Raw genomic sequence first — 24,523 nt, 5'->3', positions numbered from 1 at the left:
GGGCTGCGGTTGCGTTACAGGATGTGCCGGTGAAGTTTGGACGGAGCCATGCACTATGGTTTATCTCGACATCGAGATACATTCCGCGTTAGACTTTATCTTGACGTCAAGATACTTGCCGAGAGGCGCAGGTCCCGCATTCGGCGGGCCTTCCATCATCGGCCCGGTAAGCGGCGGCAGTCGGGTTAGCTAAGGCTTACCTTATCACCGGGTGGACCAAGAAGGAGTCAGTCGTGTCCGCGAACAGCTTCGACGCCCGCAGCTCGCTGCAGGTGGGCGACGAGTCGTACGAGATCTTCAAGCTCTCCGCCGTCGAGGGTTCCGAGCGGCTGCCGTACAGCCTCAAGGTCCTGCTGGAGAACCTGCTCCGCACCGAGGACGGCGCGAACATCACCGCCGACCACATCCGCGCCCTGGGCGGCTGGGACCCGACGGCCGAGCCGTCCGAGGAGATCCAGTTCACCCCGGCCCGCGTGATCATGCAGGACTTCACCGGCGTGCCGTGCGTGGTCGACCTGGCCACCATGCGCGAGGCCGTGAAGGAGCTGGGCGGCGACCCGTCCAAGATCAACCCGCTGGCGCCGGCCGAGCTGGTCATCGACCACTCCGTCATCGCCGACAAGTTCGGCACCCCGGACGCCTTCGTCCAGAACGTCGAGATCGAGTACGGCCGCAACAAGGAGCGCTACCAGTTCCTGCGCTGGGGCCAGACCGCGTTCGACGAGTTCAAGGTCGTCCCGCCCGGCACCGGCATCGTCCACCAGGTCAACATCGAGCACCTGGCCCGCACCGTCATGGTGCGCAACGGCCAGGCGTACCCGGACACCTGCGTCGGCACCGACTCGCACACCACCATGGTCAACGGCCTGGGCGTGCTGGGCTGGGGCGTCGGCGGCATCGAGGCCGAGGCCGCGATGCTGGGCCAGCCGGTCTCGATGCTGATCCCGCGCGTGGTCGGCTTCAAGCTGAACGGCCAGCTGCCGGCCGGCACCACCGCCACCGACCTGGTGCTCACCATCACCGAGATGCTGCGCAAGCACGGTGTGGTCGGCAAGTTCGTCGAGTTCTACGGCGAGGGCGTCACCTCGATCCCGCTGGCGAACCGCGCCACCATCGGCAACATGTCGCCGGAGTTCGGCTCGACCTGTGCGATCTTCCCGATCGACGCCGAGACCATCAACTACCTGAAGCTCACCGGCCGCGACGAGCAGCAGCTCGCCCTGGTCGAGGCGTACGCCAAGGAGCAGGGCCTCTGGCACGACCCGTCGGTCGAGCCGGTCTACTCCGAGTACCTGGAGCTGGACGTCTCCACCGTCGTCCCGTCGATCTCCGGCCCGAAGCGCCCGCAGGACCGCGTGGTGCTGGCCGAGGCCGCCGAGAAGTTCGCCGAGGCGCTGCCGACCTACTCCGCCGAGGCCTCGAAGCCGACCGCCGTCACCGCCCCCGACGGCTCGTCCTACGAGATCGACAACGGCGCGGTCGTGATCGCCTCGATCACCTCCTGCACCAACACCTCCAACCCCTCCGTCATGCTGGGCGCCGCCCTGCTGGCGAAGAAGGCCGTGGAGAAGGGCCTGCACGTCAAGCCCTGGGTCAAGACCACCCTGGCGCCCGGCTCCAAGGTCGTCATGGACTACTACGAGAAGGCCGGCCTGCTCCCGTACATGGAGAAGCTGGGCTTCAACCTGGTCGGCTACGGCTGCGTCACCTGCATCGGCAACTCGGGCCCGCTGCCCGAGGAGGTCTCCGCCGCGGTGAACGAGTCCGACCTGGCGGTCGTGTCGGTGCTCTCCGGCAACCGCAACTTCGAGGGCCGGATCAACCCGGACGTCAAGATGAACTACCTGGCGTCCCCGCCGCTGGTGGTCGCCTACGCCCTCGCCGGCAACATGAACATCGACATCACCCGTGACGCCCTGGGCCAGGACGCGGACGGCAACGACGTGTTCCTCGCCGACATCTGGCCGTCCGAGCAGGAGGTCGCCAACGCGGTCGCCGGCTCCATCGACGAGGCCATGTTCGACAAGGGCTACCAGGACGTCTTCGCCGGCGACCACCGCTGGCAGTCGCTCCCGGTCCCGACCGGCAACACCTTCGAGTGGGACGCCGAGTCGACCTACGTCCGGAAGCCCCCGTACTTCGAGGGCATGGCCAAGACCCCGAGCCCGGTGACCGACATCGCCGGCGCCCGCGTCCTGGCCAAGCTGGGCGACTCGGTCACCACCGACCACATCTCCCCGGCCGGCAACATCAAGCCGGGCACCCCGGCGGCGCAGTACCTCACCGAGCACGGTGTGGAGAAGCGTGACTTCAACTCCTACGGCTCGCGCCGTGGCAACCACGAGGTCATGATCCGCGGCACCTTCGCCAACATCCGCCTGCGCAACCAGATCGCGCCGGGCACCGAGGGCGGCTACACCCGCGACTTCACCCAGGCCGACGCGCCGGTGTCGTTCATCTACGACGCCTCGCAGAACTACCAGGCCGCGGGCATCCCGCTGGTGGTCCTGGCCGGCAAGGAGTACGGCTCCGGCTCGTCCCGCGACTGGGCGGCCAAGGGCACCGCGCTGCTCGGCGTCAAGGCCGTCATCGCCGAGTCCTACGAGCGCATCCACCGCTCGAACCTGATCGGCATGGGCGTCCTGCCGCTGCAGTTCCCGGCCGGCCAGAACGCCGACTCGCTGGGCCTGACCGGCGAGGAGACCTTCGAGTTCACCGGTGTCACCGAGCTGAACGAGGGCCGCACCCCGAAGACCGTCAAGGTCAAGGCCGGCGACGTCGAGTTCGACGCGGTCGTTCGCATCGACACCCCCGGTGAGGCGGACTACTACCGCAACGGCGGCATCCTGCAGTACGTGCTGCGCAGCCTGATCGGCTGACGAAGCGTCGGAAGGCCGCACCGTCCCGCGAGGGGCGGTGCGGCCTTTGCCATTTCTTGGCACGGATCCGGCCATCCCCTTGTGCCGGCCCCCACACGTGGACTACACCTCTCCCTCAGCACATGGTCCATACCAATTGACGCTGAATCGGAGAGATTCACGGAATGACCAGACGCACCTCGGCACTCCTCGCCGCCGCGACGCTCGGCGCGCTGCTCGTCTCCCCGGCCACCGCGCAGGCCCAGGAGAAGCGCCCGCACCTGAACGGCCAGCGGGTCGGCTACTTCACCCAGTGGGGCATCTACAGCGGGTTCTCCGCCAAGAAGGTCCAGGACAGCGGCCAGGCCGGCCGGCTGACCGTGCTCAACTACGCCTTCGGCAACGTCTCCGCCGACGGCACCTGCTTCGAGGCGAACGCGGCCGGCCAGGGCGACGCCTGGGCCGACTACCAGCGGCCGGTGGGCGCCGAGGAGTCGGTGGACGGCGTGGCCGACGCCCCGGACCAGGCGCTCAAGGGCAACTTCAACCAGCTGCGCAAGCTGAAGGCGAAGAACCCGCAGCTGCGCGCGGTGATCTCGCTGGGCGGCTGGAGCTGGTCCAAGCACTTCTCGGACGCGGCGCTCACCGACGCCTCCCGGAAGAAGTTCGTCTCCTCCTGCATCGACCTGTACCTCAAGGGCGACCTGCCGCAGCTGGGCTCCGCCGAGGGCGGCGCGGGCGCGGGCGCCGGGGTGTTCGACGGCATCGACATCGACTGGGAGTACCCGGGCAGCCCCGGCGACGAGGGCAACGTGGTGCGCCCCGAGGACGGGCGGAACTTCACCCTGCTGATGCGGGAGTTCCGCACCCAGCTGGACGCGCTGTCCGGCAAGAAGGGCCCGCACTACCTGCTGACCGCGGCGGTGCCGGCCGGCGAGTCCGCGATCGACAAGTTCGAGATCGGCAAGGTCGCCGGGTCGGTGGACTGGCTGAACCTGATGGCCTACGAGCTGCACGGCCCGTGGGAGACCAAGGGCCCGACCAACCACGAGTCCAACCTGTACTCGGACCCGAACGATCCGACCGGGCTGCGGCTGAGCGTGGACCGGCTGGTCGGCACCTACACGGAGCGCGGACTGCCGTCGAAGAAGGCCGTGGTGGGCGTCCCGCTGTACGGCTTCGGCTGGACCGGCGTGCCGGCCGGCCCGCGCGGCAACGGCCTGTACCAGTCGGCCACCGGCCTGGCCCGCGGCGGCACGCTGTCCTACAAGCAGATCAAGGAGCTGCCCGGCCAGGTCTTCAACGACCGTGCGCACGGGGCGAGCTGGAAGTACGACGGCACCGAGTTCTGGACGTACGACACCCCGGAGGCGGCGACCGCCAAGGCCCGCTACGTGCGGGAGAACGACCTGGGCGGCGTGATGGTCTGGTCGCTGGACGGCGACGACGAGCGGGGCAGCATGATCGCCGCTCTGGACAAGGGACTTCGGGACGGCTGAGATACCGTCGGAAGCTCCTCCACGCGCAGTTTCGGCAGCACGGTTCCCGAACCGTGATGCGCGAAGCTGCGCGTTTCTATGTTCAAACGAACATGAGCGCGCTAGATTCACGCTCACGGCTGGCGCGGACACGTAATACGTAGGGTTCCTGCACATTGCACATGCTGCACCGCCGACAACGCTTTGACTGTCAGGTTTGTTATCGGACCGGCGGGCTATTGCTGATCAGATGAGCAGTGGACTATACCTTTGCGCATCAAGAACACAGCCTCTGACCGGCATCTTCGCCGCTGGGCACCTTTCGGGCCAAGGTAGTTGACGATTCGTCAGCTCGGGCTCACATCTTCTGGAACTGAGGGGTTAGGGCACGCATGGGCTCTGCAACTGAGTACAACCGCCGCGACCTGTTCAAGCGCGCGGCCGCGATCACCGTCCTGGCGGCCGGCAGCAGCTCGCTGCTCGCGGCCTGCGCGGGCGGTACCGGGAGCTCCGACAAGGGCACCAAGGCGGCCGGCGGCTACAACCTGAGCGACGCCAAGAACCCGTTCGGCGTCAAGGACGCCGACGGCCTCGAGGTCTTCATCTTCGACGGCGGCTACGGCAACGAGTACGCCAAGGCGTTCGAGGCGATCTACTCGAAGCAGTTCCCCGGCGCGAAGATCAACCACCAGGCCGACAAGGACGTCACCGGCAAGCTCCAGCCGCGCTTCAACGCCGGCTCCCCGCCGGACGTCATCGACGACTCGGGCGCCAAGCAGATGAAGCTGGACGTCCTCGCGGACTCCAACCAGCTGACCGACCTGGCCCCGCTGCTGGACGCGCCGTACATCGACGACCCGTCGAAGAAGATCCGCGACGTGCTGCTGCCCGGCACCATCGACTCCGGCACGGTCAAGGGCAAGGTCTACAACCTGTCCTACGTGTACACCGTCTTCGGCTGGTGGTACTCCGGCAAGCTGTTCAAGGACAACGGCTGGACCGTGCCCAAGACCTGGGCCGAGTTCATCACCCTGTGCGAGCAGATCAAGGCCAAGGGCATCGCCCCGGTCGCGCACCAGGGCAAGTACCCGTACTACATCAACGTCGTCATGATGGACATGATCGCCAAGCAGGGCGGCCTGGAGCTCATGAAGCGGATCGACTCGCTCGACGCCGCCGCGTGGGACGACCCGGCCGTGAAGACCGCCGTCGAGGCGTTCTTCCAGATCGTGGACAAGGACTTCCTGCTCACCGGCACCAACGGCATGACCCACATCGAGTCGCAGACCGCGTGGAACCAGTACAAGGCCGCGTTCATCCCGTCCGGCTCCTGGCTGGAGAACGAGCAGCTGCCCACCACCCCGGCCGACTTCGACATGAAGTTCCTGCCGATGCCGTCGCTGCCCGGCGACAAGCTGCCGTTCGAGGCGATCCGGGCCGGCGCGGGCGAGCCGTTCATCGTGCCCTCGAAGGCCAAGAACGTGGCCGGCGGCCTGGAGTTCCTGCGGATGATGCTGACCAAGGAGGCCTCGGGCAAGTTCGCCCAGACCGCCAACAGCCTCACCTGCCTCAAGGACGGCGTGGGCCCCGAGGTCCAGCTGAAGCCGGGCACCGCGTCCACCGTGGTGGCGCTGAAGGCGGCGGGCGACCACACCTTCAACTACCAGTACCCGAACACCGCTTCGAAGTTCGACGAGGACCTGCAGAACGCCTCGGGCGAGCTGATGGCCAAGCGCATCACTCCCGCCGAGTGGATCAAGCGGGCCAAGGAGTCGGCCACCAAGAACAAGACCGCCTGATCGGTCACTCGATCACCGCACCGGGGGCGCCGAGCCGCCCCCGGTGCGTCTTTCCTGACGGACAGGAGAAGTGACCATGCGTCACGGCAAGTACCCCTTCATCGTGGGGTTCCTCTTCCTTCCGATCGTGCTGTACGTCGGCCTGGTGCTCTGGCCGTACGCGCAGACCTTCGGATACTCCCTGACCAACTGGTCCGGGGCGAGCCAGGAGATGGATTTCGTCGGCCTGGACAACTACACGAGGCTCCTCGATGACGAGGTCTTCGCCGGTGCCCTCTGGCACAACCTGCTGCTGCTGATCCTGCTCCCGGTCGTCACCATCCTGATCGCGCTGTTCTTCGCCTTCATGCTGAACGTCGGCGGCCGCGGCGGGACCGGCGGCGTCCAGGGCGTGAAGGGCGCGGGCTTCTACAAGGTCGTGTTCTTCTTCCCGCAGGTGCTGTCGATCGCCATCCTCGCGGTGCTGTGGGGCGCGGTGTACCGCACCGACGGCTCCGGCCTGGCGAACGGCGTGCTGATCAAGCTGGGCCTGGTCTCCGCGAGCGACCCGGTGCAGTGGCTGTCCGACCCGGACCTGGTGCTCTGGTGCGTCCTCGCGGTGCTGGTCTGGTCCGGCGTCGGCTTCTACCTGGTGCTGTTCTCGGCCGCCATGCAGGGCATCCCGAAGGACATCTACGAGGCGGCCCTGCTGGACGGCGCCAAGCGCGGCCAGACCTTCTTCAAGATCACGCTGCCGCTGCTCTGGGAGACCGTCCAGACCGCCTGGGTGTACCTCGCCATCGTCGCCATGGACGCCTTCGCGCTGGTCGCCTCGATCACCCCGGGCGCCTACTTCGGCGGCGGCCCCGACCACCACAGCGAGCTCATCTCGACCTACCTGATGCGCAGCTTCCTGCGCAACGGCGAGGCGGGCTACGCCTGTGCGATGGGTGTGGTGATCTTCTTCTTCACCCTCATCCTGACCGTCGTCTCGCTGTGGGCCACCAAGCGCGACAAGATCGAGTACTGAGCGGGGACCGGACATGACCACTCTCGACAAGACCGCGAGCGTCCCCGGTCAGCGCGGTACCAGGCCCAAGCCGGGCAAGGACCAGCGCTTCGCCGACGGCGGCGGCGTACTGAACGTCTTCTCGCACGGCTTCCTGGCCATCTGGGCCGTCCTGATCGTGCTGCCACTGGCCTGGGTGGTGCTCGGCTCGTTCAAGACCGACGCGCAGATCAACGGCTCGGCGTGGAGCTGGCCGGCCGCCTTCCACTTCGACGCGTTCTCCCGGGCCTGGTCCAAGGGCATCGGCGGCTTCTTCCTCAACACGGTCATCGTGCTGCTGGGTTCCGTCACCCTGACCATGCTGCTCGGCTCGATGGCCGCCTACGTGCTGGCCCGCTACGAGTTCAAGGGCAACCGGTTCATCTACTACCTGTTCGTCGCGGGCGCGATGTTCCCGGTGTACCTGGCCCTGGTGCCGCTGTTCTTCATGGTCCGCAACCTCGGTGAGATCTCCCCGTACCTGGGCCTGAACAGCTACGCCGGCCTGATCCTGGTGTACGTCGCCTACTCGCTGCCGTTCACCGTGTTCTTCATGTACTCGTTCTTCCGCACCCTGCCCAGCGCGGTGCACGAGGCGGCGATGCTGGACGGCTGCTCGCACACCCGGACGTTCTTCCAGATCATGATCCCGATGGCCAAGCCCGGTCTGATCAGCGTCGGCATCTTCAACGTGCTCGGCCAGTGGAACCAGTACATCCTGCCGGTCACCCTGATGCAGCCCACCACGGCCGGCGAGGCCGACCACTCGATGCTCGCCCAGGGCCTGGTCAACCTGGCCCTGCAGTCCGGCTACAAGAGCGACGCCCCGGCGCTGTTCGCCGGCATGACGATCGCGATGCTGCCGGTGCTGGTGGTCTACCTGTCCTTCCAGCGGCAGGTCCAGGCGGGTCTGACCTCCGCCACCCTCAAGTAGCGCTCCCCGTACGGCAGAACGGCCCGGCCCCCGCTCCGATCGGAGCGGGGGCCGGGCCGTCGCGCGGGCGCCGCTACTGGACGTCGCACTCCTGGGCGCGCAGCGCGCGGGCCAGGTCGTCGCGGCACTCCAGGACCAGCCGGCGCAGCGCGGGGGCGGCGTCCTGATGGCCCGTCAGCCAGGCGTCGGTGGCGGCCAGCGTCGCGGGCGTGGTCCGGTAGCGGGGGAAGAAGCCGCCGACGATCCGCATCGCGATCTCGATCGAGCGCTCGGCCCAGATCGACTCCAGCATCGCGAAGTACGGCTCGGCGTAGGCGGCGGTCAGCTCGCGCTGCCCGGCCTGGTTGAAGCCGGCGATCTGCGCCTCGACCAGGGCGTTGGGCAGCTCGTCGGAGTCGACCACGGCGCTCCAGGCGGCGGCCTTGGCGGCCGGGGTGGGCCGCGCGGCCAGGCACTGGGTGTGCTGGCGGCGGCCGCTGGCGGTGTTGTCGCGGGCCAGTTCGGCGGACAGCTCCTCGGCGTCGGCCGCGCCGTGGGTGGCCAGGGCCAGCCAGAAGCTCCAGCGCAGCTCCTGATCGACCGTCAGGCCGTCGATCCGGCCGGTGCCCTCCAGCAGGCCGCGCAGCAGCTGCAGGTGGTCGGCGCGCTCGGCGGTCTCGGCGAAGAAGCGGGCCCAGGCCAGCTGGTGGTCGCTGCCGGGCGCGGCCAGCGACAGCTCGCGCAGGGCGACCTCGGCGAGCGCGGTGCCGTACTCGCCGCGGCGGGCCGGGTCGGCGTACAGCTCCAGCGCGGTGCCGGCCTGCTGGTGCAGGGACTGCAGGACGCCGATGTCGGACTCCCGGCCGGCGAAGCGCTGCACCAGGTCGAGGTAGTCGCGGGTGGGCATCAGCCCGTCGCGGGTCAGGTTCCACACCGCGGACCAGGCCAGCGCGCGGGCCAGGCCGGTCTCGCCGGCCAGGTCGCCGAGGCCGGTGCGCAGGGTCTCCAGCGAGCGCTCGTCGAAGCGGACCTTGCAGTACGTCAGGTCGTCGTCGTTGAGCAGCACCAGCGCGGGCAGCGAGCGGCCGGCCGCGTCGGCGACCACGGTGCGGGCGCCGGTGACGTCCAGCTCGTAGCGGTCGGTGCGCCGCAGCGCGCCGTCCTCGGCGCGGTCGTACAGGCCGACCGCGATCCGGTGCGGGCGCAGCACCTCGCCGTCCTGACGGATCGCCAGTTCGGTGATCCGGCCCTCGGCGTCGTAGGTGACCTCGGGGGTGAGGGTGTTGACGCCGGAGGTCTGCAGCCAGGCGGCGGACCAGGCGCGCAGGTCGCGGCCGCTGGTCTCCTCCAGGGCGTCCAGCAGGTCGCCGAGGACGGTGTTGCCGAAGGCGTGCTTCTTGAAGTAGCGGCGGGCGCCCTCGAAGAACGCGTCCCGGCCGACGTAGGCGACCAGCTGCTTGAGGACGGACGCGCCCTTGGCGTAGGTGATGCCGTCGAAGTTGAGCTTGGCGTCCTCGAGGTCGCGGATGTCCGCGGTGATCGGGTGGGTGGTGGGGAACTGGTCCTGCCGGTACGCCCAGGCCTTGCGGCGGTTGGCGAAGGTGATCCAGGCGGCGCGGTACTTGGTGGCCTCGATCTGCGCGAAGGAGCCCATGAAGTCGGCGAAGGACTCCTTCAGCCACAGGTCGTCCCACCACTTCATGGTGACCAGGTCGCCGAACCACATGTGCGCCATCTCGTGCAGGATCACGTTGGCGCGGGCCTCGTACGCGGCCTCGGTGACCTTCGAGCGGTAGATGAACTCCTCGCGGAAGGTCACGCAGCCCGGGTTCTCCATCGCGCCGATGTTGTACTCGGGGACGAAGCACTGGTCGTACTTGCCGAACGGGTACGGGTAGTCGAACTCCTCGTGGAAGAAGTCCAGGCCCTGCTTGGTGACGGTGAGGATCTCGTCCGCGTCGAAGTACGGGGCCAGCGAGCGGCGGCAGGTGGCGGCGAGCGGGATCTCCAGCACGCTGCCGTCGGGCAGTTCGCGGGAGTAGTGGTCGCGCACCACGTGGTACGGGCCGGCCACCACGGCGGTCAGGTAGGTGGAGATCGGCTGCGTCGGCGCGAACTCCCAGGTGCGGTTGTCACCGTCCTCGGTGATGCGCTCGTGCACGGCGTTGGCGTACACGTCCCAGGCCGCCGGGGCGGTCACCGTGAAGCTGAACGGGGCCTTCAGGTCGGGCTGTTCGAAGTCGGCGAACACCCGGCGGGCGTCGGCCGGCTCGTAGTGGGTGTACAGGTAGGTCTCGCCGTCCGCCGGGTCGACGAAGCGGTGCAGGCCCTCGCCGGTGCGGCTGTAGGCGCACTCGGCGACCACCGTCAGCTCGTTGCGGGCGGCGAGCTCCGGCAGCGCGACCCGGGCGCCGTCGAACACCTCGGCCGGGTCCAGCCGACGGCCGTTCAGCTCGACGGAGACCACCTCGGGGGCCAGCAGGTCGGCGAAGCTCGACGCGCCCGGCGCGCTGCAGTCGAACGAAATCCGGGTGGTGGAACGGAAGGTGGGCCGGCCGGGGTCGGCCGCCGCACTCACGTCCAGGTGGACGCGGTAGCTGTCCACCCGGATGATCCCGGCCCGGTCGCGGGCCTCCTCACGGCTCAGGTTCTTGCCCGGCACGGCGGTACTCCTCTGTACGGAACACACGGCTTTCGGAGTGTTCATGGCACCCCATCGGGGGCATCCTTTCACGCCGCCCCGGCTGTGCCATTGCACCGCTTGAGGAATCACCGCGCCCGGCCCCGGGTTGCAGCTCTCCGGGGGGCGCCGCCCCCCGCGACTCCCGCCCGCCGCACCGAAGGACGCCGCCCGTGAGCACCGCTGACAGCCGCAAGACCGCCGACTTCTGGTTCGACCCGATCTGCCCGTGGGCCTGGATGACCTCCCGCTGGATGCTGGAGGTCGAGAAGCTCCGCCCCGTGGACGTCCGCTGGCACGTGATGAGCCTGTCCGTCCTCAACGAGAAGCGGGACGACCTGCCCGAGCAGTACCGCGAGATGCTGGCCGCCGGCTGGGGCCCGGTCCGGGTGCTCGTCGCCGCCGCCGAGGCGCACGGCGAGGAGGTGCTCGGCCGGCTCTACACCGAGCTCGGACTGCGCTTCCACAACCAGGGCCTGCCCAACACCCGGGAGACCCTGGTCGCCGCCCTCACCGCCGCCGGCCTGCCCGCGAACCTCGCGGACGCCGCGGACACCGACGCGTACGACGAGAAGCTGCGCGCCTCGCACGCCGAGGGCATCGGCCTGGTCGGCGAGGACGTCGGCACCCCGGTGATCGCGGTCGACGGGCCCGACGGCGAGCGGATCGCCTTCTTCGGACCGGTCGTCACCCCGGCCCCGCGCGGCGAGGCCGCCGCCCGGCTCTGGGACGGGACGCTGCTGGTGGCGTCCACCCCCGGCTTCTACGAGATCAAGCGGACGCGGACCGCGGGCCCCTCGTTCGAGTAGGCCCGGTACGGCACCGGACCCCGCGACCCGCTCCCGGGCCGCGGGGTTCCGTGCGTCTCAGGACGCCGGCCGACGGTTCTTCAGCAGGCCCAGAGCGGCCAGCGCCACGGTCAGCCCGGCGGTGAAGTACAGCTGGATGCGGTTCGCGGAGTCGAGCGTCATCAGCACCAGGACGAACCCCATCGCGGCCAGCGCCGCGTACGTCAGGTACGGGAACGCCCACATCCGGACCGGGAGTTGCGCGGCGGGCAGGTGGCGGCGCATGCGGAGCTGGGCGACGGCGATGAAGGCCCAGACCACCAGGACCGCGGCGCCGACCATGTTGAGCAGCCAGGAGAACACCGTCTCCGGCCACCAGTAGGACAGCAGCACGGCCAGGAAGCCGAACGCGCAGGAGGCCAGCACCGCCCGGCGCGGAACGCCGCCGGACAGCCGGGCCAGCGCGCGCGGGCCGTGGCCGCGGGCGACCAGCGAGTGCACCATCCGGGACGAGCCGTAGATGTTGGCGTTCATCGCGGAGAGCAGCGCGATCAGCACCACCACGTTCATCAGCTGCGCCGCCCCCGGGATGCCCAGGGTGCCCAGCACGGCGACGTACGGGCCCGGCCGGACCACCGACGGGTCGTCCCACGGGACCAGGGTGACGATCACGGCCATCGAGCCGACGTAGAACAGGGCGATCCGCCACATCGCGGTGCGCACCGCGACGGCCACACTGCGCCGGGGGTTCTCGGACTCGGCGGCGGCGATGGTGACGGTCTCCAGGCCGCCGTACGCGAACACCGAGGCGAGCAGGCCGGTGACCAGGCCGCTCGCGCCGTTCGGCAGGAAGCCGTGATGGCCGGTCAGGTTGCCGGCGCCGGGGGAGGGGGTGCCGGGCAGCAGGCCGAGCACGGCGAGGACGCCGATCACCAGGAAGGCGCTGATCGCCAGCACCTTGATCGCGGCGAACCAGAACTCGAACTCGCCGAAGTTCCGCACCGCCGCCAGGTTGGTCAGGCAGAAGAACGCCATGAAGACGGCCACCCAGGCCCAGGACGGCACCGCGGGCAGCCAGCCGGAGACGATGCCGGCCGCACCGATCGCCTCCACCGCGACGCCCACGCACAGCAGGATCCAGAACAGCCAGCCGACGGTGAAGCCCGCCCACGGGCCGATCTCCCGGTCGGCGTGCACCGAGAACGAGCCGGAGGCGGGACGGGCGGCGGACATCTCGCCGAGCATCCGCATCACCAGCATCACCAGCAGCCCGGAGGCGGCGAAGGCGAGCACCACGGCCGGACCGGCGGCGGCGATCCCGGAGCCGGAGCCCACGAACAGCCCGGCGCCGATCACGCCGCCGAGCGCGATCATCGACAGGTGGCGCTGCTTGAGTCCGTGGGCCAGGCCGGAGTCCTCGGCGGTGCCGGCGGCGTCCGGCGCGGCGGACGCCGTGGCGGAGGAGGGTGTTCGGGTCATGCGGAGGGTTTTCCAGACTGTGCGGGTGCCCGACCATTTCGGAAGGGTCTGTCCACTATTCGGCAGATGACGTGAACGCCCCAACCGGGACCGGCATCCGGACGCCCGTCCGACGGACAGTGACCGCCGCACCACCGAGTGCACGCAGTGAGGGCTTGGTCACAGGCCGGACCCGACAAGGCGGGGCCGGTCGGCTTTGTCGCGCCCGACGCGGCGGCGGAGACCTGACGCGGCGTAGGTTCGCAGTGATCACCCCATCGGAACCCCGGGAGCAGCCATGGCCATCGCCGCGTCGATACCGTCCACCGCCGTCCTCGCCGACCTGCTGCCGCAGGCGTCCACCCGGATCGGCGCGCGGGCCCGCGACCTGGCCCTGGTGGCCGGCGGCGCCGCCCTGACCGGCCTCGCCGCCCAGCTGTCCGTCCCGGTGCCGGGCTCGCCGGTGCCGGTCACCGGGCAGACCTTCGCCGCGCTGCTGGTCGGCACCGCGCTCGGCGCCCGCCGCGGCGCCGCCGCGCTCGGCCTGTACCTGGCCGCCGGCGCGGCCGGCCTGCCCTGGTTCGCCGAGGGCAGCTCCGGCGCCGGCCTGGCCACCTTCGGCTACGTGATCGGCTTCGTGCTGGCCGCCGCCCTCACCGGCGCGCTGGCCCGCCGCGGCGCCGACCGCAGCCCGCTGTACACCGCCGGCGCGATGGCGCTCGGCAGCCTGGTGATCTACGCGGTCGGCGTGCCGTACCTGGCCTTCGCCCTGGACGTCCCGCTGGCCCGGGCCGCGAGCCTCGGCATGTACCCGTACCTGGTCGGCGACGCGCTGAAGATGGTGCTCGCGATGGGCGCCCTCCCGCTCACCTGGAAGCTGGTCGGCCGCCGCTGACGACCCGTCCGCAACCGGGCCCGCCGCCCCTGCCGGGGTGCGGGCCCGGAGGCATGTCACACTCGTGTCCATGCGCGTCTACCTGGGCTCCGACCACGCCGGATACGAACTGAAGAACCACCTCGTCGAGTGGCTGAAGGGGGCCGGGCACGAGCCGGTCGACTGCGGCCCGCACATCTACGACGCCGAGGACGACTACCCGCCGTTCTGCCTGCGGGCGGCCGAGCGCACCGCCGCCGACCCGGAGGCGCTGGGCGTGGTGATCGGCGGCTCCGGCAACGGCGAGGCGATCGCCGCCAACAAGGTCAAGGGCGTCCGCGCCGCGCTGGCCTGGAGCGAGCAGACCGCCGCCCTCGGCCGCGAGCACAACAACGCCAACGTGATCTCGGTCGGCGGCCGGATGCACACCCTGGACGAGGCCACCAAGTTCGTCGAGATCTTCCTCAACACCCCGTACAGCGGCGAGCCCCGGCACACCCGCCGGATCGAGATGCTGTCCGAGTACGAGACCACCGGCGAGCTGCCGCCCGTCCCGGCCCACCACCCGCAGGGCTGATCCGGCCCGCAACGCACCGCGCCCGCCCGGCAGTTGCCCGGCGGGCGCGTCCGTTCCGGCGCGGGCCGGTCAGAAGTTGTGCGGCAGCCAGGGCTCCAGCCCCGAACGGAACGCCGCCGAGGCCGGCTCCAGCGCGCCCGGCCGCACCTCCCGCACCAGGCCGGACGCGGCCAGCGCCGCCAGCGAGCCGCCGCCCAGGTAGACCGAGCCCAACTCCCGGACGTCCAGCTCCAGATCGGCCGGCTCGTCGGTCGGCACGCAGGAGGCCGGCTTGCCCGGCGCCGCCGTCAGCCGCCAACGGCCCGCGTTCCACGGGCAGAACGCGTCGGTGACCTCCAGCACCACGTCCACCGGCAGGGCCCAGCCGCGCGCCTCCAGCGCCTTCGGCAGGTCCACCAGCCGCACGAACATGCCGTCGACCAGACGCGGCGTCAGGTGCCGGACGTCCGACACCAGGTGCAGCAGCGCGTCGTCGACCGGCAGGTTGTACGCCTCCACCCGCTCGGTCAGGTCGAGGTCCAGCAGGAACTCCCACAGCCGGGCGTACACCCAGGGCTGCTCCGCCTGCACCGCGCGGACCCGGACCACGCCGGCCGCGCCGCGCTCGTCCCACCCGCCCTTCACCGCGTACCGGGCGTAGCCCAGCAGTTCGCCGGTCTCCGGGTCCTCCGCCAGCACCGACTGCAGCGGGGAGAAGCCGCCGCGGGAGCCCGGCGCGTCCAGCACCGGGACCTTCTCCCAGCCGGGCTGCCGCACCAGGGTGCCCGGACGGCGGGTCGCCAGGCGGGCGTACAGCTCCTCGCAGCGGCCCAGCTCGGCCACCGGATCGGCCAGCCGCAGCACCAACTCGCCGCGCTGCTCCGGGGTGTGCACCTTCACCCGGCCGCGGGCCATCGACACCACCGCCTTGCGGGTGGCCTGCCCGTAGCCGAACCGGCCGTAGATCGGCGGCTCGGAGGCCGTCAGCACCGCCAGGCACTCGCCGGCCGCGCGCACGTCGTCCAGCTGACGGCGCATCAGGGCGGTCAGCACGCCCCGCCGCCGGTGGGTGGGCAGCACGCCCACCATCGTCACGCCCGCCGCCGGGAGCACCGCGCCGCCCGGCACCACCAGCCGGAAGCCGACCGCCCCGGCGGTGCCGATGATCCGCTCGCCCTCGCAGACCGCCAGCGAACGCCCGACCTCCGTCAACTCGTGCCACAGCGCCCGCTCCTCGGGCGCCTCCCCGCCCCCGCCGAAGGCCACGTCCAGCACGTCGTACCAGGTGTCCCACTCCTCGGCGCGCAACGTCCGTACGGTCAGCTCGGGGTGTCGAATCGTCATGAGGCCCTGCCTATCACCCGGTCCGGGCCCGCGCGACCGATTTGTCGCGCCCCCGGCGCGCCCCCGGATCCGGCGCGCGCGGCCGAAACCCACCGGAGCGTGCCGACTTCGTTGCACTCGGTGCCACCCGGGCCGTCGACGCGCGCACCGACGGTGGATAAGGTCGGTCCCCATGGCCGGCAGCGCGCGTCCCAGTGCGACGGGCCGGGACGGCGGACCGTCCCGCGAGCCCGTGACGGCCCGGCTGCGCGCGGCGCTGTACCGGGCCCGGCGCAGGCTGCGCCGCACCGGGGTCGACTACTTCCGCGGCGACGGCGCCGACTGGTGGGCGTTCGCCGCGCTCGCCCTCGCGGTGCCCGTCCTGGTGCTGCTGAACATCCTGCTGCCGGACTGGGCCCCGCCCACCGCCCTGGTGCTGCCGGTGCTGGCCGGCGCGCTGCTGCTGCGCCCCGGCACCCTGGTGCTGCTGTACGCCGTCGCGGTCGCCGGGCTGGTCACCGAGTCCCTGGTGCACACCGGGGAGCGCGTCGCCAGCGCCACGCCCGAGGCCTACACGCACGGCGTCACCCCCGGATCCGCGCTGGTGGTCGGCGCGGTCGGCGTCGCCGGACTGCTGGTCGCCCAGTTCCGCCGCCGGATCGGCGTGCCCTGGCGCGGCGGCTCCACCATGCTGTTCGACCTGCGCGAGCGGATCCGGGTCCAGGGCCGCGTCCCGCGGCTGCCCGACGGCTGGCACACCGACACCGCGCTGCGCCCGGCCGGCGGCCAGTCCTTCTCCGGCGACTTCATGGTCGCCGCCCGCACCGGCCCCGGCGGCCGGATGCTCGAAGCCGTCCTCGCCGACGTCTCCGGCAAGGGCATGGACGCCGGCAGCCGCGCCCTGCTGCTCTCCGGCGCCTTCGGCGGACTGCTCGGCTCGCTGCCCGCCCACGACTTCCTGCCCGCCGCCAACGGCTACCTGCTGCGCCAGGACTGGGCGGAGGGCTTCGCCACCGCCGTCCACCTGGTGGTCGACCTGGACACCGGCGAGTACGAACTGCTCTCCGCCGGGCACCTGCCCGGCATGCACCGGCTCGCCGGCGCCGGGCACTGGGAGGTCAAGGAGGCCGAGGGCCCGCTGCTCGGCGTCTACGACGAGGCCAAGTTCGAAGGGGTGCGCGGCGTGCTCGGCCCCGGGGACGTGCTGATGCTGTGCACCGACGGCATGGTGGAGATCCCCGGCCGCGACCTCGCCGAGGGCATGGACCGGCTGATGGGCGAGGCCGACCGGCTGATCGCCGCCGCCCCGGGGCCGATCCGGGCCGGCGCCGCGGTCCGGCTGATCGACACCGTCGCCAAGCACGTCAACGACGACCGAGCGGTGCTGCTGGTCTGGCGCCGCTGAACCCCGCCGTGCGCAGGCGCGGTGAGCGCGGAGTGCCCACGGAGTGTCAAACCCGGGCGTTGATCTTCGGCCAATTCCGGCGCGCCGCCCGGCTCGTGGGCCGCTCCCGGATCTGCCTGCCGGTTTGCCGCGCGAGCCGGGGCGGAGCACTGCCCGCCGACGGGTCGTCAGAACCCGGTTGCTATCGTCGCGGTCGGCGAAAATCAGTCCTACCAGGCGGGTTGGGGGCCCGGGCAACCGGGCAAGTCCTTTACGCAGTCCGCACGAGCGACCACACTGAGTCCGGATGGAGTGGTGGGGACACGGGGGGCAGGGGCCGGTTTCCGCCTGGGAGCCATCGACGGTTTCCACCCGAACCCCCGCCACGAATCGAGGAAGTGAGTCCCGGTGGCCTTCTCCGTCTCCGCGCTTGTCCTGTTCGGCATCATCGTCGCGATCTTCATTCGCAACAAGCAGCTGAAGACCGGGCACGCCATCGTCGCCGCCCTGTTCGGCTTCATGCTCAGCCAGTCGACCATGGCCGGTCCGATCCAGCAGTTCCTCACCTCGGTGTCCAAGGCCATCGCGTCGATCGCGGGCTGACGCCCCGTCGGCTCCCGGCGGCACGCCACGACGGGCGGGAGGCTCCCTCGCACCGTCCATTCGGCCTGCCCGCGGGTGACCAGGGTCACCCGCAAGGTCACGCCAGGTCCGCGCCCGAACGCGCACGGTGGCCGAAGTCGCCCACCGTGCGGGGTTCGTAGGCGCACCGTCATGATCCCGTACGCACACCGCAGCGAGCCGGTGGGCGCAGCGTGACCTGGTGGACCGTCAGCCCCTTCCCGATCTTGGGAACGGGGCCGATCGGCGTTTGCCAGCTTCGCGAGCCGTGGGTTTTGCTTCCTCCGCAGCCCGGCCATGGTCCGGGCGGGCCACCTGACGGAACGCCTAGTCCTGCCGTCGTCCGGTGCCGACCAGATACCACGCCACGGCAGGAGCGGGGGAACCACAGGTAGGACGCCGGGCCCGGGACACGCCGGGAACGGCTTGGGGTGAAGCCGCAGTTCTGCGGCCGGGCAACTCTCGCCCGAACCCGACAGCTCACCTCGCAGGCGTCGGAGAGGAATGCTCCATGTCCGCTCAGGGCAAGCACCGCAAGCCGCGCCTGACCACCATCGTCCGGATCGCCATCGCCACCGGCGTGGCCGGCGCCGCGGTCGGCCTCCCGGTCACCGCCGCGTCCGCGCACACCACCGACCACCAGGGCGGCGCCCAGCAGTGGTCCAACGTCTCGGTGGACGCCAAGCCGGTCGCCGACCACACCGACGGCGCCCAGCGCGCCGCCGCGCACAGCTACCGGGTCGCCGCCGGCGACACCCTGTCCAAGATCGCCGACGCCCAGCACGTCGACGGCGGCTGGGAGAAGCTGTACCAGGACAACCGTTCCGTGGTCGGCGGCAACCCCAACCTCATCTACCCGGGCCAGCACCTGACCGTCAACGGCCAGGCCGCCGCCCCGCCGCCAAGGCCCCGGCCGCGTCCACCTCCTCGGACACCGCCGCCAAGGCCGCCGCGCCGAAGGCCGCCCGAAGCAGGCCGACACCACCAAGTCGACCACCGCCAAGACGGCCACCACCGGCACCGCCAAGACCCAGCAGGCGGCCCCGAAGGCCTCCACCACCACCGCCGCCACCACGACGGCCGCGGCGAGCACCAGCTCCTCCGCCTACGTCGCCCCGGCGCCGGGCAAGGTCACCACCGGTTACAAGGTGGCCGGCTCCAACTGGTCCAGCGGTTACCACACCGGCATCGACTTCCCGGTCGCCACCGGCACCAGCCTCAAGGCCGTCGCCGCCGGCACCGTGGTCTCCGCCGGCAACGGCGGCGCCTACGGCAACCAGGTCGTCATCAAGCTGGCCGACGGCAAGTACGCCCAGTACGCGCACCTCTCCTCGATCTCCGTCTCGGCCGGCCAGTCCGTGACGGCGGGTCAGCAGATCGGTCTCTCCGGCGCGACCGGCAACGTGACCGGCCCGCACCTGCACTTCGAGATCCGCACCACCCCGGACTACGGCTCCGACATCGACCCGGTCGCCTACCTGGCGGCCCACGGCGTCAACGTCTGATCGTCGCCCACCCCTCGAAGGCCCCGGACAGCCCCGCTGTCCGGGGCCTTCGGGCTGCCCGGGCGGCGGGCCCGGAGGCCGGGAACGGCGACGGCCCCGACTGCATGGGCAGTCGGGGCCGTCGGCCGCGTGGAGCGGGTGACGAGAATCGAACTCGCGTGACCAGTTTGGAAGACTGGGGCTCTACCATTGAGCTACACCCGCAAAGGAGTACCCGCACCGCGTACCGCGGTGGCGGGGACTCGATCAGCGTACCTGGTCGGGTCGGTGGATTGCACACTCCTTCCGCGTTGTCGGCTCGCGGATATCGCCCCGGTCGGAGGCGGGCCGACGTGTACTCTTCTGCTCGGCACCACGGGGTGTGGCGCAGGTTGGTAGCGCGTCCGCTTTGGGAGCGGAAGGCCGTCGGTTCGAATCCGGTCACCCCGACCGTGCGGCAGGGTCTCGTCGGTGGGCGGGGCCCTGTTGTCGTTGCGGGGCGCGGGCGTTGAAGGTCACGCCGGCCAGGACCCGGTGCCGGGCAGAGTCGCTTTCGTGGTACCGGTAGGATGGACCGCTGGCGGTAGTACGGACAGCATTTCAGCCCCAACCGCCTATCGCCCTGACCGCAAGCCCCCTAGGAGACCCAACCGTGAAGAGCGCCGTCGAGACTCTGAACCCGACCCGGGTTCGACTCACCGTCGAGGTGCCCTTCGAGGAGCTCAAGCCCAGCCTCGACGCGGCGTACAAGAAGATCAACCAGCAGGTCACCGTCCCGGGCTTCCGCAAGGGCAAGATCCCGAACCGGGTCATCGACCAGCGCTTCGGCCGGGGCGCTGTGCTGGAGGAGGCCGTCAACGACGCGCTTCCGCGCTTCTACACGCAGGCCGTCGACGAGGGCCAGATCGACGTGCTGGGCCAGCCCGACATCACGGACATCGCCGGTGTCGAGAACCTGGTCGACGGCGGTGACCTGAAGTTCACCGCCGAGGTCGACGTGCGCCCCGAGGTCACCCTGCCGGACTTCGCCGAGATCGCCGTCGTGGTGGACCCGGTCGAGGTCACCGACGAGGACATCGAGAAGTCGCTGCAGCAGCTGCGCGAGCGCTTCAGCTCCGTGAAGGACGTCGAGCGCGCCGCCGCCGAGGGCGACGTCGTGGTCATCGACCTGGAGGCCAAGGTCGACGGTGAGGTGCCGGAGGACGGCACCGCCACCGGCGTGAGCTACGAGATCGGCTCCGGCCGTCTGCTGGACGGCATCGACGAGGCCGTCGTCGGCCTGTCGGCCGGCGAGTCCAAGACCTTCACCACCACCCTCAAGGGCGGCACCCAGGTCGGCAAGGACTCCGAGGTCACCGTCACCGTGACCACCGTCCAGGAGAAGGAACTCCCCGAGCTGGACGACGAGTTCGCGCAGCTGGCGAGCGAGTTCGACACCCTGGAGGAGCTGCGCGGCGACTCGCGCAAGCGCCTCGAGCGGATGAAGGAGTTCGACCAGGCCACCCAGGCCCAGGAGAAGGTCCTCGACGAGCTGCTCAGCCGGGTCGAGATGGACTACCCGGAGAAGCTGCTCGCGGACGAGATCGGCACCCGCAAGCACAACCTGGAGCACCACCAGCTGGAGCCGATGGGCCTGAACCTCGACACCTACCTCGCCTCCCAGGACAAGTCCCGCGAGGACTTCGAGAAGGAGACCGAGGAGCAGGCGAAGAAGGGCATCAAGACCCAGTTCGTGCTGGACCAGATCGTCAAGAACGAGGAGCTGGGCGTCAACCAGGAGGAGCTCACCGAGCACCTCATCCGTCGCGCCGCCGGCTCCGGCCTGACCCCGGACCAGTTCGCCCAGCAGGTCGTCCAGGGCGGCCAGGTGCAGCTGCTGGTCGGCGAGGTCGCCCGCGGCAAGGCGCTGGCCCTGGTCGTCGAGGCCGCCAAGGTCACCGACACCAACGGTGAGGTCGTCTCGTTCGAGGACGACGAGGAGGCCACCGAGGAGGCCGCGGCGGAGGCCGTCGCCGACGAGGCCGCCGCCGAGGAGACCAAGGAGGCCTGAGCCTCCTGACCGTCGGGATTCCGACGGGGCGTCAGACCGGGAACGGGCCCGGGCACCGCACGGTGCCCGGGCCCGTTCCTCGTTCGGCCTGCTCACCCTGCGCTCACAGCGAACAGTTCTGCGTGGGGGATTCAGCGGCGGGGCCTGCGCGTTAGGGTCGGTGGACAGCGACACACACGCAGATCGACTGAGCAGGTGGCTAAGTGACGTTCCCGCAGATGCAGATGCCTGGCCCGATGGCACCGCACGCCGCCGGCGGCGACGTGGGCGGCGGCCTGGGCGACCAGGTCTACAACCGGCTGCTCAACGAGCGCATCATCTTCCTCGGCCAGCAGGTCGACGACGACATCGCCAACAAGATCACCGCCCAGCTCCTGCTGCTCGCGGCGGACCCCGAGAAGGACATCTACCTCTACATCAACTCCCCGGGTGGATCCATCTCGGCGGGCATGGCGATCTACGACACCATGCAGTACATCAAGAACGACGTGGTCACCATCGCGATGGGCATGGCGGCCTCGATGGGCCAGTTCCTGCTGACCGCGGGCGCCAAGGGCAAGCGCTTCTCGCTGCCGAACGCCAACATCCTGATGCACCAGCCCTCCGCGGGCCTCGGCGGCTCCGCCACCGACATCCGGATCCAGGCCGAGCAGCTGCTGCGCACCAAGAAGCGGATGTCGGAGCTGATCGCCCACCACAGCGGCCAGTCCTTCGAGCAGATCACCGCGGACTCCGACCGTGACCGCTGGTTCACGCCGGAGGAGGCCAAGGCGTACGGCCTGATCGACGACATCATGCACAGCGCCGCGGACGTCCCCGGCGGCGGCGGCACCGGCGCCGGCCTGGCCGGCTGACCGGCATCGGAACCCAGACCGCACGCTTCGGAGGACCAGAGAACATGAACATCCCCAGCCTGTCCGGTGCCAAGGCCCGCCTGGAGGACATGCGGGCCGAGGGCCGCTACATCGTCCCGCGGTTCGTCGAGCGCACCTCGCAGGGCATCCGCGAGTACGACCCGTACGCCAAGCTGTTCGAGGAGCGCATCATCTTCCTCGGCTCGCAGGTGGACGACGTCTCCGCGAACGACATCATGGCGCAGCTGATCTGCCTGGAGTCGATGGACCCGGACCGCGACATCTCGGTCTACATCAACTCCCCGGGCGGCTCGTTCACCGCGCTGACCGCGATCTACGACACCATGCAGTTCGTGAAGCCGGACATCCAGACGGTCTGCATGGGCCAGGCCGCCTCGGCCGCCGCGGTCATCCTGGCCGCCGGCACCCCCGGCAAGCGGATGGCGCTGCCGAACGCCCGGGTGCTGATCCACCAGCCGTACACCGAGACCGGCCGCGGCCAGGTGTCGGACCTGGAGATCCAGGCCAAGGAGATCTTCCGGATGCGCGAGCAGCTGGAGAACATGCTGGCCAAGCACTCCAACAAGGAGGTCGAGCAGGTCCGCGAGGACATCGAGCGCGACAAGATCCTGACCGCCGAAGAGGCGCTGGAGTACGGCCTGGTCGACCAGATCATCTCGACCCGGAAGAACTCGTTCACCGACTGAACCCTCGCCCCGGGGCGGTGCGTACGTGACGTACGCCCCGCCCCGGGGCGTTCCGGTCGGGGCCTCCGCCCCGGCACAATGGCTGTCGGGTCATGCGCCCGCGACGGCATCTGTTCGGTATCAATTCGCCCAGGGCGTAGGGCAGACCGGTCGAAGTCGGCGGAAACAGCGGCTCGGCAGAGTACCGTCGGATACCAGACCGACCGCCGACGGCGCAGCCGGTCTCACAGCACCAGGCCCCGACCCCCGCGGGGCCCCTGGCGAAGGGGAAGCACCTCGTGGCACGCATCGGAGACGGTGGCGACCTGCTCAAGTGCTCGTTCTGCGGCAAGTCGCAGAAGCAGGTGAAGAAGCTGATCGCCGGGCCAGGCGTGTACATCTGCGACGAGTGCATCGACCTGTGCAACGAGATCATCGAGGAGGAGCTCGCCGAGAGCTCCGAGGTGCGCTTCGAGGAACTCCCGAAGCCCCGCGAGATCTACGAGTTCCTGGACCAGTACGTGGTCGGCCAGGACCTCGCCAAGAAGGCGCTGTCGGTCGCGGTCTACAACCACTACAAGCGCGTCCAGGCCGGCGAGGCCGGCCGTTCCGGCTCCGGCCGGGACGACGCGATCGAGCTGGCCAAGTCCAACATCCTGCTGCTGGGCCCGACCGGCTCCGGCAAGACGCTGCTCGCGCAGACCCTGGCCCGGATGCTGAACGTGCCGTTCGCCATCGCGGACGCCACGGCGCTGACCGAGGCGGGCTACGTCGGCGAGGACGTCGAGAACATCCTGCTGAAGCTGATCCAGGCGGCCGACTACGACGTCAAGAAGGCCGAGACCGGGATCATCTACATCGACGAGATCGACAAGGTCGCCCGCAAGAGCGAGAACCCGTCGATCACCCGGGACGTCTCCGGCGAGGGCGTGCAGCAGGCGCTGCTGAAGATCCTGGAGGGCACCACCGCCTCGGTGCCGCCGCAGGGCGGCCGGAAGCACCCGCACCAGGAGTTCATCCAGATCGACACCACCAACGTGCTGTTCATCGTGGGCGGTGCGTTCGCCGGCCTGGAGCGGATCATCGAGGGCCGGGCGGGCGCCAAGGGCATCGGCTTCGGCGCCACCATCCGCTCCAAGCGGGAGCAGGACGCCTCGGACCACTTCCGTCAGGTGATGCCGGAGGACCTGGTGAAGTTCGGGATGATCCCGGAGTTCATCGGCCGGCTGCCCGTCATCACCAGCGTGCACAACCTGGACCGCGAGGCGCTGCTGCAGATCCTCACCGAGCCGAAGAACGCGCTGGTGAAGCAGTACCGCAAGCTGTTCGAACTGGACGGCGTGGAGCTGGAGTTCACCCGGGACGCGCTGGAGGCGATCGCCGACCAGGCGATCCTGCGCGGCACCGGCGCGCGCGGTCTGCGGGCCATCATGGAGGAGGTGCTGATGTCCGTGATGTACGAGGTCCCGTCCCGGCAGGACGTCGCCCGCGTGGTGGTCACCGGGGACGTCGTCTCCAAGCACGCCATCCCCACCCTGGTCCCGCGCGACATGATCAAGCGCGAGCGCCGGGAGAAGAGCGCCTGACGCTCCGTCAACCCCGCGACAGCGAAGGGGCCCCGCACCGGTGAACGGTGCGGGGCCCCTTCGGCCGTTTCGGGTCCGCGTGACGCGGACCGCCGTGCGGCGGA

At 70.3% G+C, this 24,523-nt stretch carries 17 protein-coding genes, 2 tRNA genes, 1 pseudogene and 1 riboswitch; of the genes and pseudogenes, 16 read left to right on the top strand and 4 right to left on the bottom strand.

Annotated features, from left to right (window positions below; translation table 11 throughout):
• Window positions 1-233: 233 nt before the first annotated feature.
• The 5 genes from acnA (at window position 234) to KCH_RS13090 (ending at window position 8,096) form a co-directional block, all read left to right on the top strand.
• Window positions 234-2,879, top strand: a complete 2,646-nt coding sequence (gene acnA / locus KCH_RS13110; protein ID WP_035862800.1) for an aconitate hydratase AcnA — start codon at window positions 234-236, stop codon at window positions 2,877-2,879.
• 164 nt (window positions 2,880-3,043) lie between these two features.
• Entirely contained in the window at window positions 3,044-4,357 is a 1,314-nt protein-coding gene (locus tag KCH_RS13105) for a glycoside hydrolase family 18 protein (protein ID WP_035862798.1), read from the top strand.
• Between the two features lie 371 nt (window positions 4,358-4,728).
• Window positions 4,729-6,135: an N-acetylglucosamine/diacetylchitobiose ABC transporter substrate-binding protein gene (ngcE, locus tag KCH_RS13100; protein ID WP_035862796.1), complete on the top strand. Its 1,407-nt coding sequence runs from the start codon at window positions 4,729-4,731 to the stop codon at window positions 6,133-6,135.
• A 76-nt stretch (window positions 6,136-6,211) separates the two neighbouring features.
• Window positions 6,212-7,144 (top strand): carbohydrate ABC transporter permease, encoded by a 933-nt coding sequence (locus tag KCH_RS13095; protein WP_035862794.1) that lies wholly within the window; start codon window positions 6,212-6,214, stop codon window positions 7,142-7,144.
• Window positions 7,145-7,157: 13 nt separating this feature from the next.
• Complete coding sequence (locus KCH_RS13090; RefSeq protein ID WP_035862791.1) at window positions 7,158-8,096, top strand: carbohydrate ABC transporter permease; 939 nt, start codon at window positions 7,158-7,160, stop codon at window positions 8,094-8,096.
• Window positions 8,097-8,169: 73 nt separating this feature from the next.
• On the opposite strand, the gene pepN is transcribed toward KCH_RS13090, so the two are convergent.
• Window positions 8,170-10,737, bottom strand: coding sequence for an aminopeptidase N (pepN, locus tag KCH_RS13085; protein WP_035862788.1), 2,568 nt, complete (start codon window positions 10,735-10,737; stop codon window positions 8,170-8,172).
• A gap of 191 nt (window positions 10,738-10,928) precedes the next feature.
• Here pepN and KCH_RS13080 point away from each other — a divergent pair, with 191 nt between their 5' ends.
• Entirely contained in the window at window positions 10,929-11,564 is a 636-nt protein-coding gene (locus tag KCH_RS13080; RefSeq protein ID WP_035862786.1) for a mycothiol-dependent nitroreductase Rv2466c family protein, read from the top strand.
• 57 nt (window positions 11,565-11,621) lie between these two features.
• Here the strand turns inward: KCH_RS13080 and KCH_RS13075 are convergent, their stop codons facing one another.
• The gene (locus KCH_RS13075; protein ID WP_035862784.1) at window positions 11,622-13,022 is read right to left on the bottom strand and encodes an amino acid permease; all 1,401 of its coding nucleotides are present in this window, start codon (window positions 13,020-13,022) and stop codon (window positions 11,622-11,624) included.
• A gap of 277 nt (window positions 13,023-13,299) precedes the next feature.
• Here KCH_RS13075 and KCH_RS13070 point away from each other — a divergent pair, with 277 nt between their 5' ends.
• Both KCH_RS13070 and KCH_RS13065 read left to right on the top strand, forming a co-directional pair.
• Window positions 13,300-13,896: a biotin transporter BioY gene (locus KCH_RS13070; RefSeq protein ID WP_035862783.1), complete on the top strand. Its 597-nt coding sequence runs from the start codon at window positions 13,300-13,302 to the stop codon at window positions 13,894-13,896.
• A 70-nt stretch (window positions 13,897-13,966) separates the two neighbouring features.
• The gene (locus tag KCH_RS13065; protein ID WP_035862781.1) at window positions 13,967-14,452 is read left to right on the top strand and encodes a ribose-5-phosphate isomerase; all 486 of its coding nucleotides are present in this window, start codon (window positions 13,967-13,969) and stop codon (window positions 14,450-14,452) included.
• 69 nt (window positions 14,453-14,521) lie between these two features.
• Here the strand turns inward: KCH_RS13065 and KCH_RS13060 are convergent, their stop codons facing one another.
• Entirely contained in the window at window positions 14,522-15,775 is a 1,254-nt protein-coding gene (locus KCH_RS13060) for a GNAT family N-acetyltransferase (RefSeq protein WP_035862779.1), read from the bottom strand.
• A gap of 172 nt (window positions 15,776-15,947) precedes the next feature.
• Here KCH_RS13060 and KCH_RS13055 point away from each other — a divergent pair, with 172 nt between their 5' ends.
• The 3 genes and pseudogenes from KCH_RS13055 (at window position 15,948) to KCH_RS46000 (ending at window position 19,264) form a co-directional block, all read left to right on the top strand.
• Window positions 15,948-17,159: a PP2C family protein-serine/threonine phosphatase gene (locus KCH_RS13055; RefSeq protein ID WP_425268765.1), complete on the top strand. Its 1,212-nt coding sequence runs from the start codon at window positions 15,948-15,950 to the stop codon at window positions 17,157-17,159.
• Between the two features lie 387 nt (window positions 17,160-17,546).
• Window positions 17,547-17,741: a hypothetical protein gene (locus KCH_RS13050; protein WP_035862776.1), complete on the top strand. Its 195-nt coding sequence runs from the start codon at window positions 17,547-17,549 to the stop codon at window positions 17,739-17,741.
• Between the two features lie 371 nt (window positions 17,742-18,112).
• A riboswitch (cyclic di-AMP (ydaO/yuaA leader) is annotated at window positions 18,113-18,268 on the top strand.
• Window positions 18,269-18,270: 2 nt separating this feature from the next.
• Window positions 18,271-19,264: pseudogene (locus KCH_RS46000) on the top strand (M23 family metallopeptidase).
• A 130-nt stretch (window positions 19,265-19,394) separates the two neighbouring features.
• Here KCH_RS46000 and KCH_RS13035 read toward each other — a convergent pair.
• A tRNA-Gly gene (locus KCH_RS13035) sits at window positions 19,395-19,468 on the bottom strand.
• Window positions 19,469-19,619: 151 nt separating this feature from the next.
• On the opposite strand from KCH_RS13035, the gene KCH_RS13030 reads away from it, so the two are divergent.
• From KCH_RS13030 to clpX, 5 genes are all read left to right on the top strand, one after another.
• Window positions 19,620-19,693 (top strand) — tRNA-Pro (locus KCH_RS13030).
• Window positions 19,694-19,895: 202 nt separating this feature from the next.
• Window positions 19,896-21,293 (top strand): trigger factor, encoded by a 1,398-nt coding sequence (tig, locus tag KCH_RS13025; RefSeq protein WP_035862772.1) that lies wholly within the window; start codon window positions 19,896-19,898, stop codon window positions 21,291-21,293.
• A 224-nt stretch (window positions 21,294-21,517) separates the two neighbouring features.
• Window positions 21,518-22,147 carry an ATP-dependent Clp protease proteolytic subunit gene (locus KCH_RS13020; protein WP_035871808.1) on the top strand — a complete coding sequence of 210 codons (630 nt, stop codon included), beginning with the start codon at window positions 21,518-21,520 and terminating at the stop codon, window positions 22,145-22,147.
• Window positions 22,148-22,191: 44 nt separating this feature from the next.
• Window positions 22,192-22,854, top strand: a complete 663-nt coding sequence (locus KCH_RS13015; protein WP_035862769.1) for an ATP-dependent Clp protease proteolytic subunit — start codon at window positions 22,192-22,194, stop codon at window positions 22,852-22,854.
• A 278-nt stretch (window positions 22,855-23,132) separates the two neighbouring features.
• A complete protein-coding gene (clpX, locus tag KCH_RS13010) occupies window positions 23,133-24,419 on the top strand; it encodes an ATP-dependent Clp protease ATP-binding subunit ClpX (protein ID WP_035862767.1) in 1,287 nt (428 codons plus the stop codon).
• The last annotated feature ends 104 nt before the right edge of the window (window positions 24,420-24,523 follow it).

The sequence above is a fragment of the Kitasatospora cheerisanensis KCTC 2395 genome, assembly GCF_000696185.1.
GTDB lineage: Bacteria > Actinomycetota > Actinomycetes > Streptomycetales > Streptomycetaceae > Kitasatospora > Kitasatospora cheerisanensis.
Note: the sequence above shows the minus strand (reverse complement) of the source record. Positions and strands in the feature narration are given on the sequence as shown.

Coding starts and splice junctions, on each gene's coding strand:
- KCH_RS13055 (WP_425268765.1), top strand. CDS start 15,948: ATGGCCGGCAGCGCGCGTCCCAGTGCGACGGGCCGGGACGGCGGACCG.
- KCH_RS13065 (WP_035862781.1), top strand. CDS start 13,967: ATGCGCGTCTACCTGGGCTCCGACCACGCCGGATACGAACTGAAGAAC.
- KCH_RS13060 (WP_035862779.1), bottom strand. CDS start 15,775: ATGACGATTCGACACCCCGAGCTGACCGTACGGACGTTGCGCGCCGAG.
- KCH_RS13105 (WP_035862798.1), top strand. CDS start 3,044: ATGACCAGACGCACCTCGGCACTCCTCGCCGCCGCGACGCTCGGCGCG.
- KCH_RS13095 (WP_035862794.1), top strand. CDS start 6,212: ATGCGTCACGGCAAGTACCCCTTCATCGTGGGGTTCCTCTTCCTTCCG.
- KCH_RS13090 (WP_035862791.1), top strand. CDS start 7,158: ATGACCACTCTCGACAAGACCGCGAGCGTCCCCGGTCAGCGCGGTACC.
- KCH_RS13070 (WP_035862783.1), top strand. CDS start 13,300: ATGGCCATCGCCGCGTCGATACCGTCCACCGCCGTCCTCGCCGACCTG.
- KCH_RS13020 (WP_035871808.1), top strand. CDS start 21,518: ATGCCTGGCCCGATGGCACCGCACGCCGCCGGCGGCGACGTGGGCGGC.
- KCH_RS13015 (WP_035862769.1), top strand. CDS start 22,192: ATGAACATCCCCAGCCTGTCCGGTGCCAAGGCCCGCCTGGAGGACATG.
- KCH_RS13075 (WP_035862784.1), bottom strand. CDS start 13,022: ATGACCCGAACACCCTCCTCCGCCACGGCGTCCGCCGCGCCGGACGCC.
- ngcE (WP_035862796.1), top strand. CDS start 4,729: ATGGGCTCTGCAACTGAGTACAACCGCCGCGACCTGTTCAAGCGCGCG.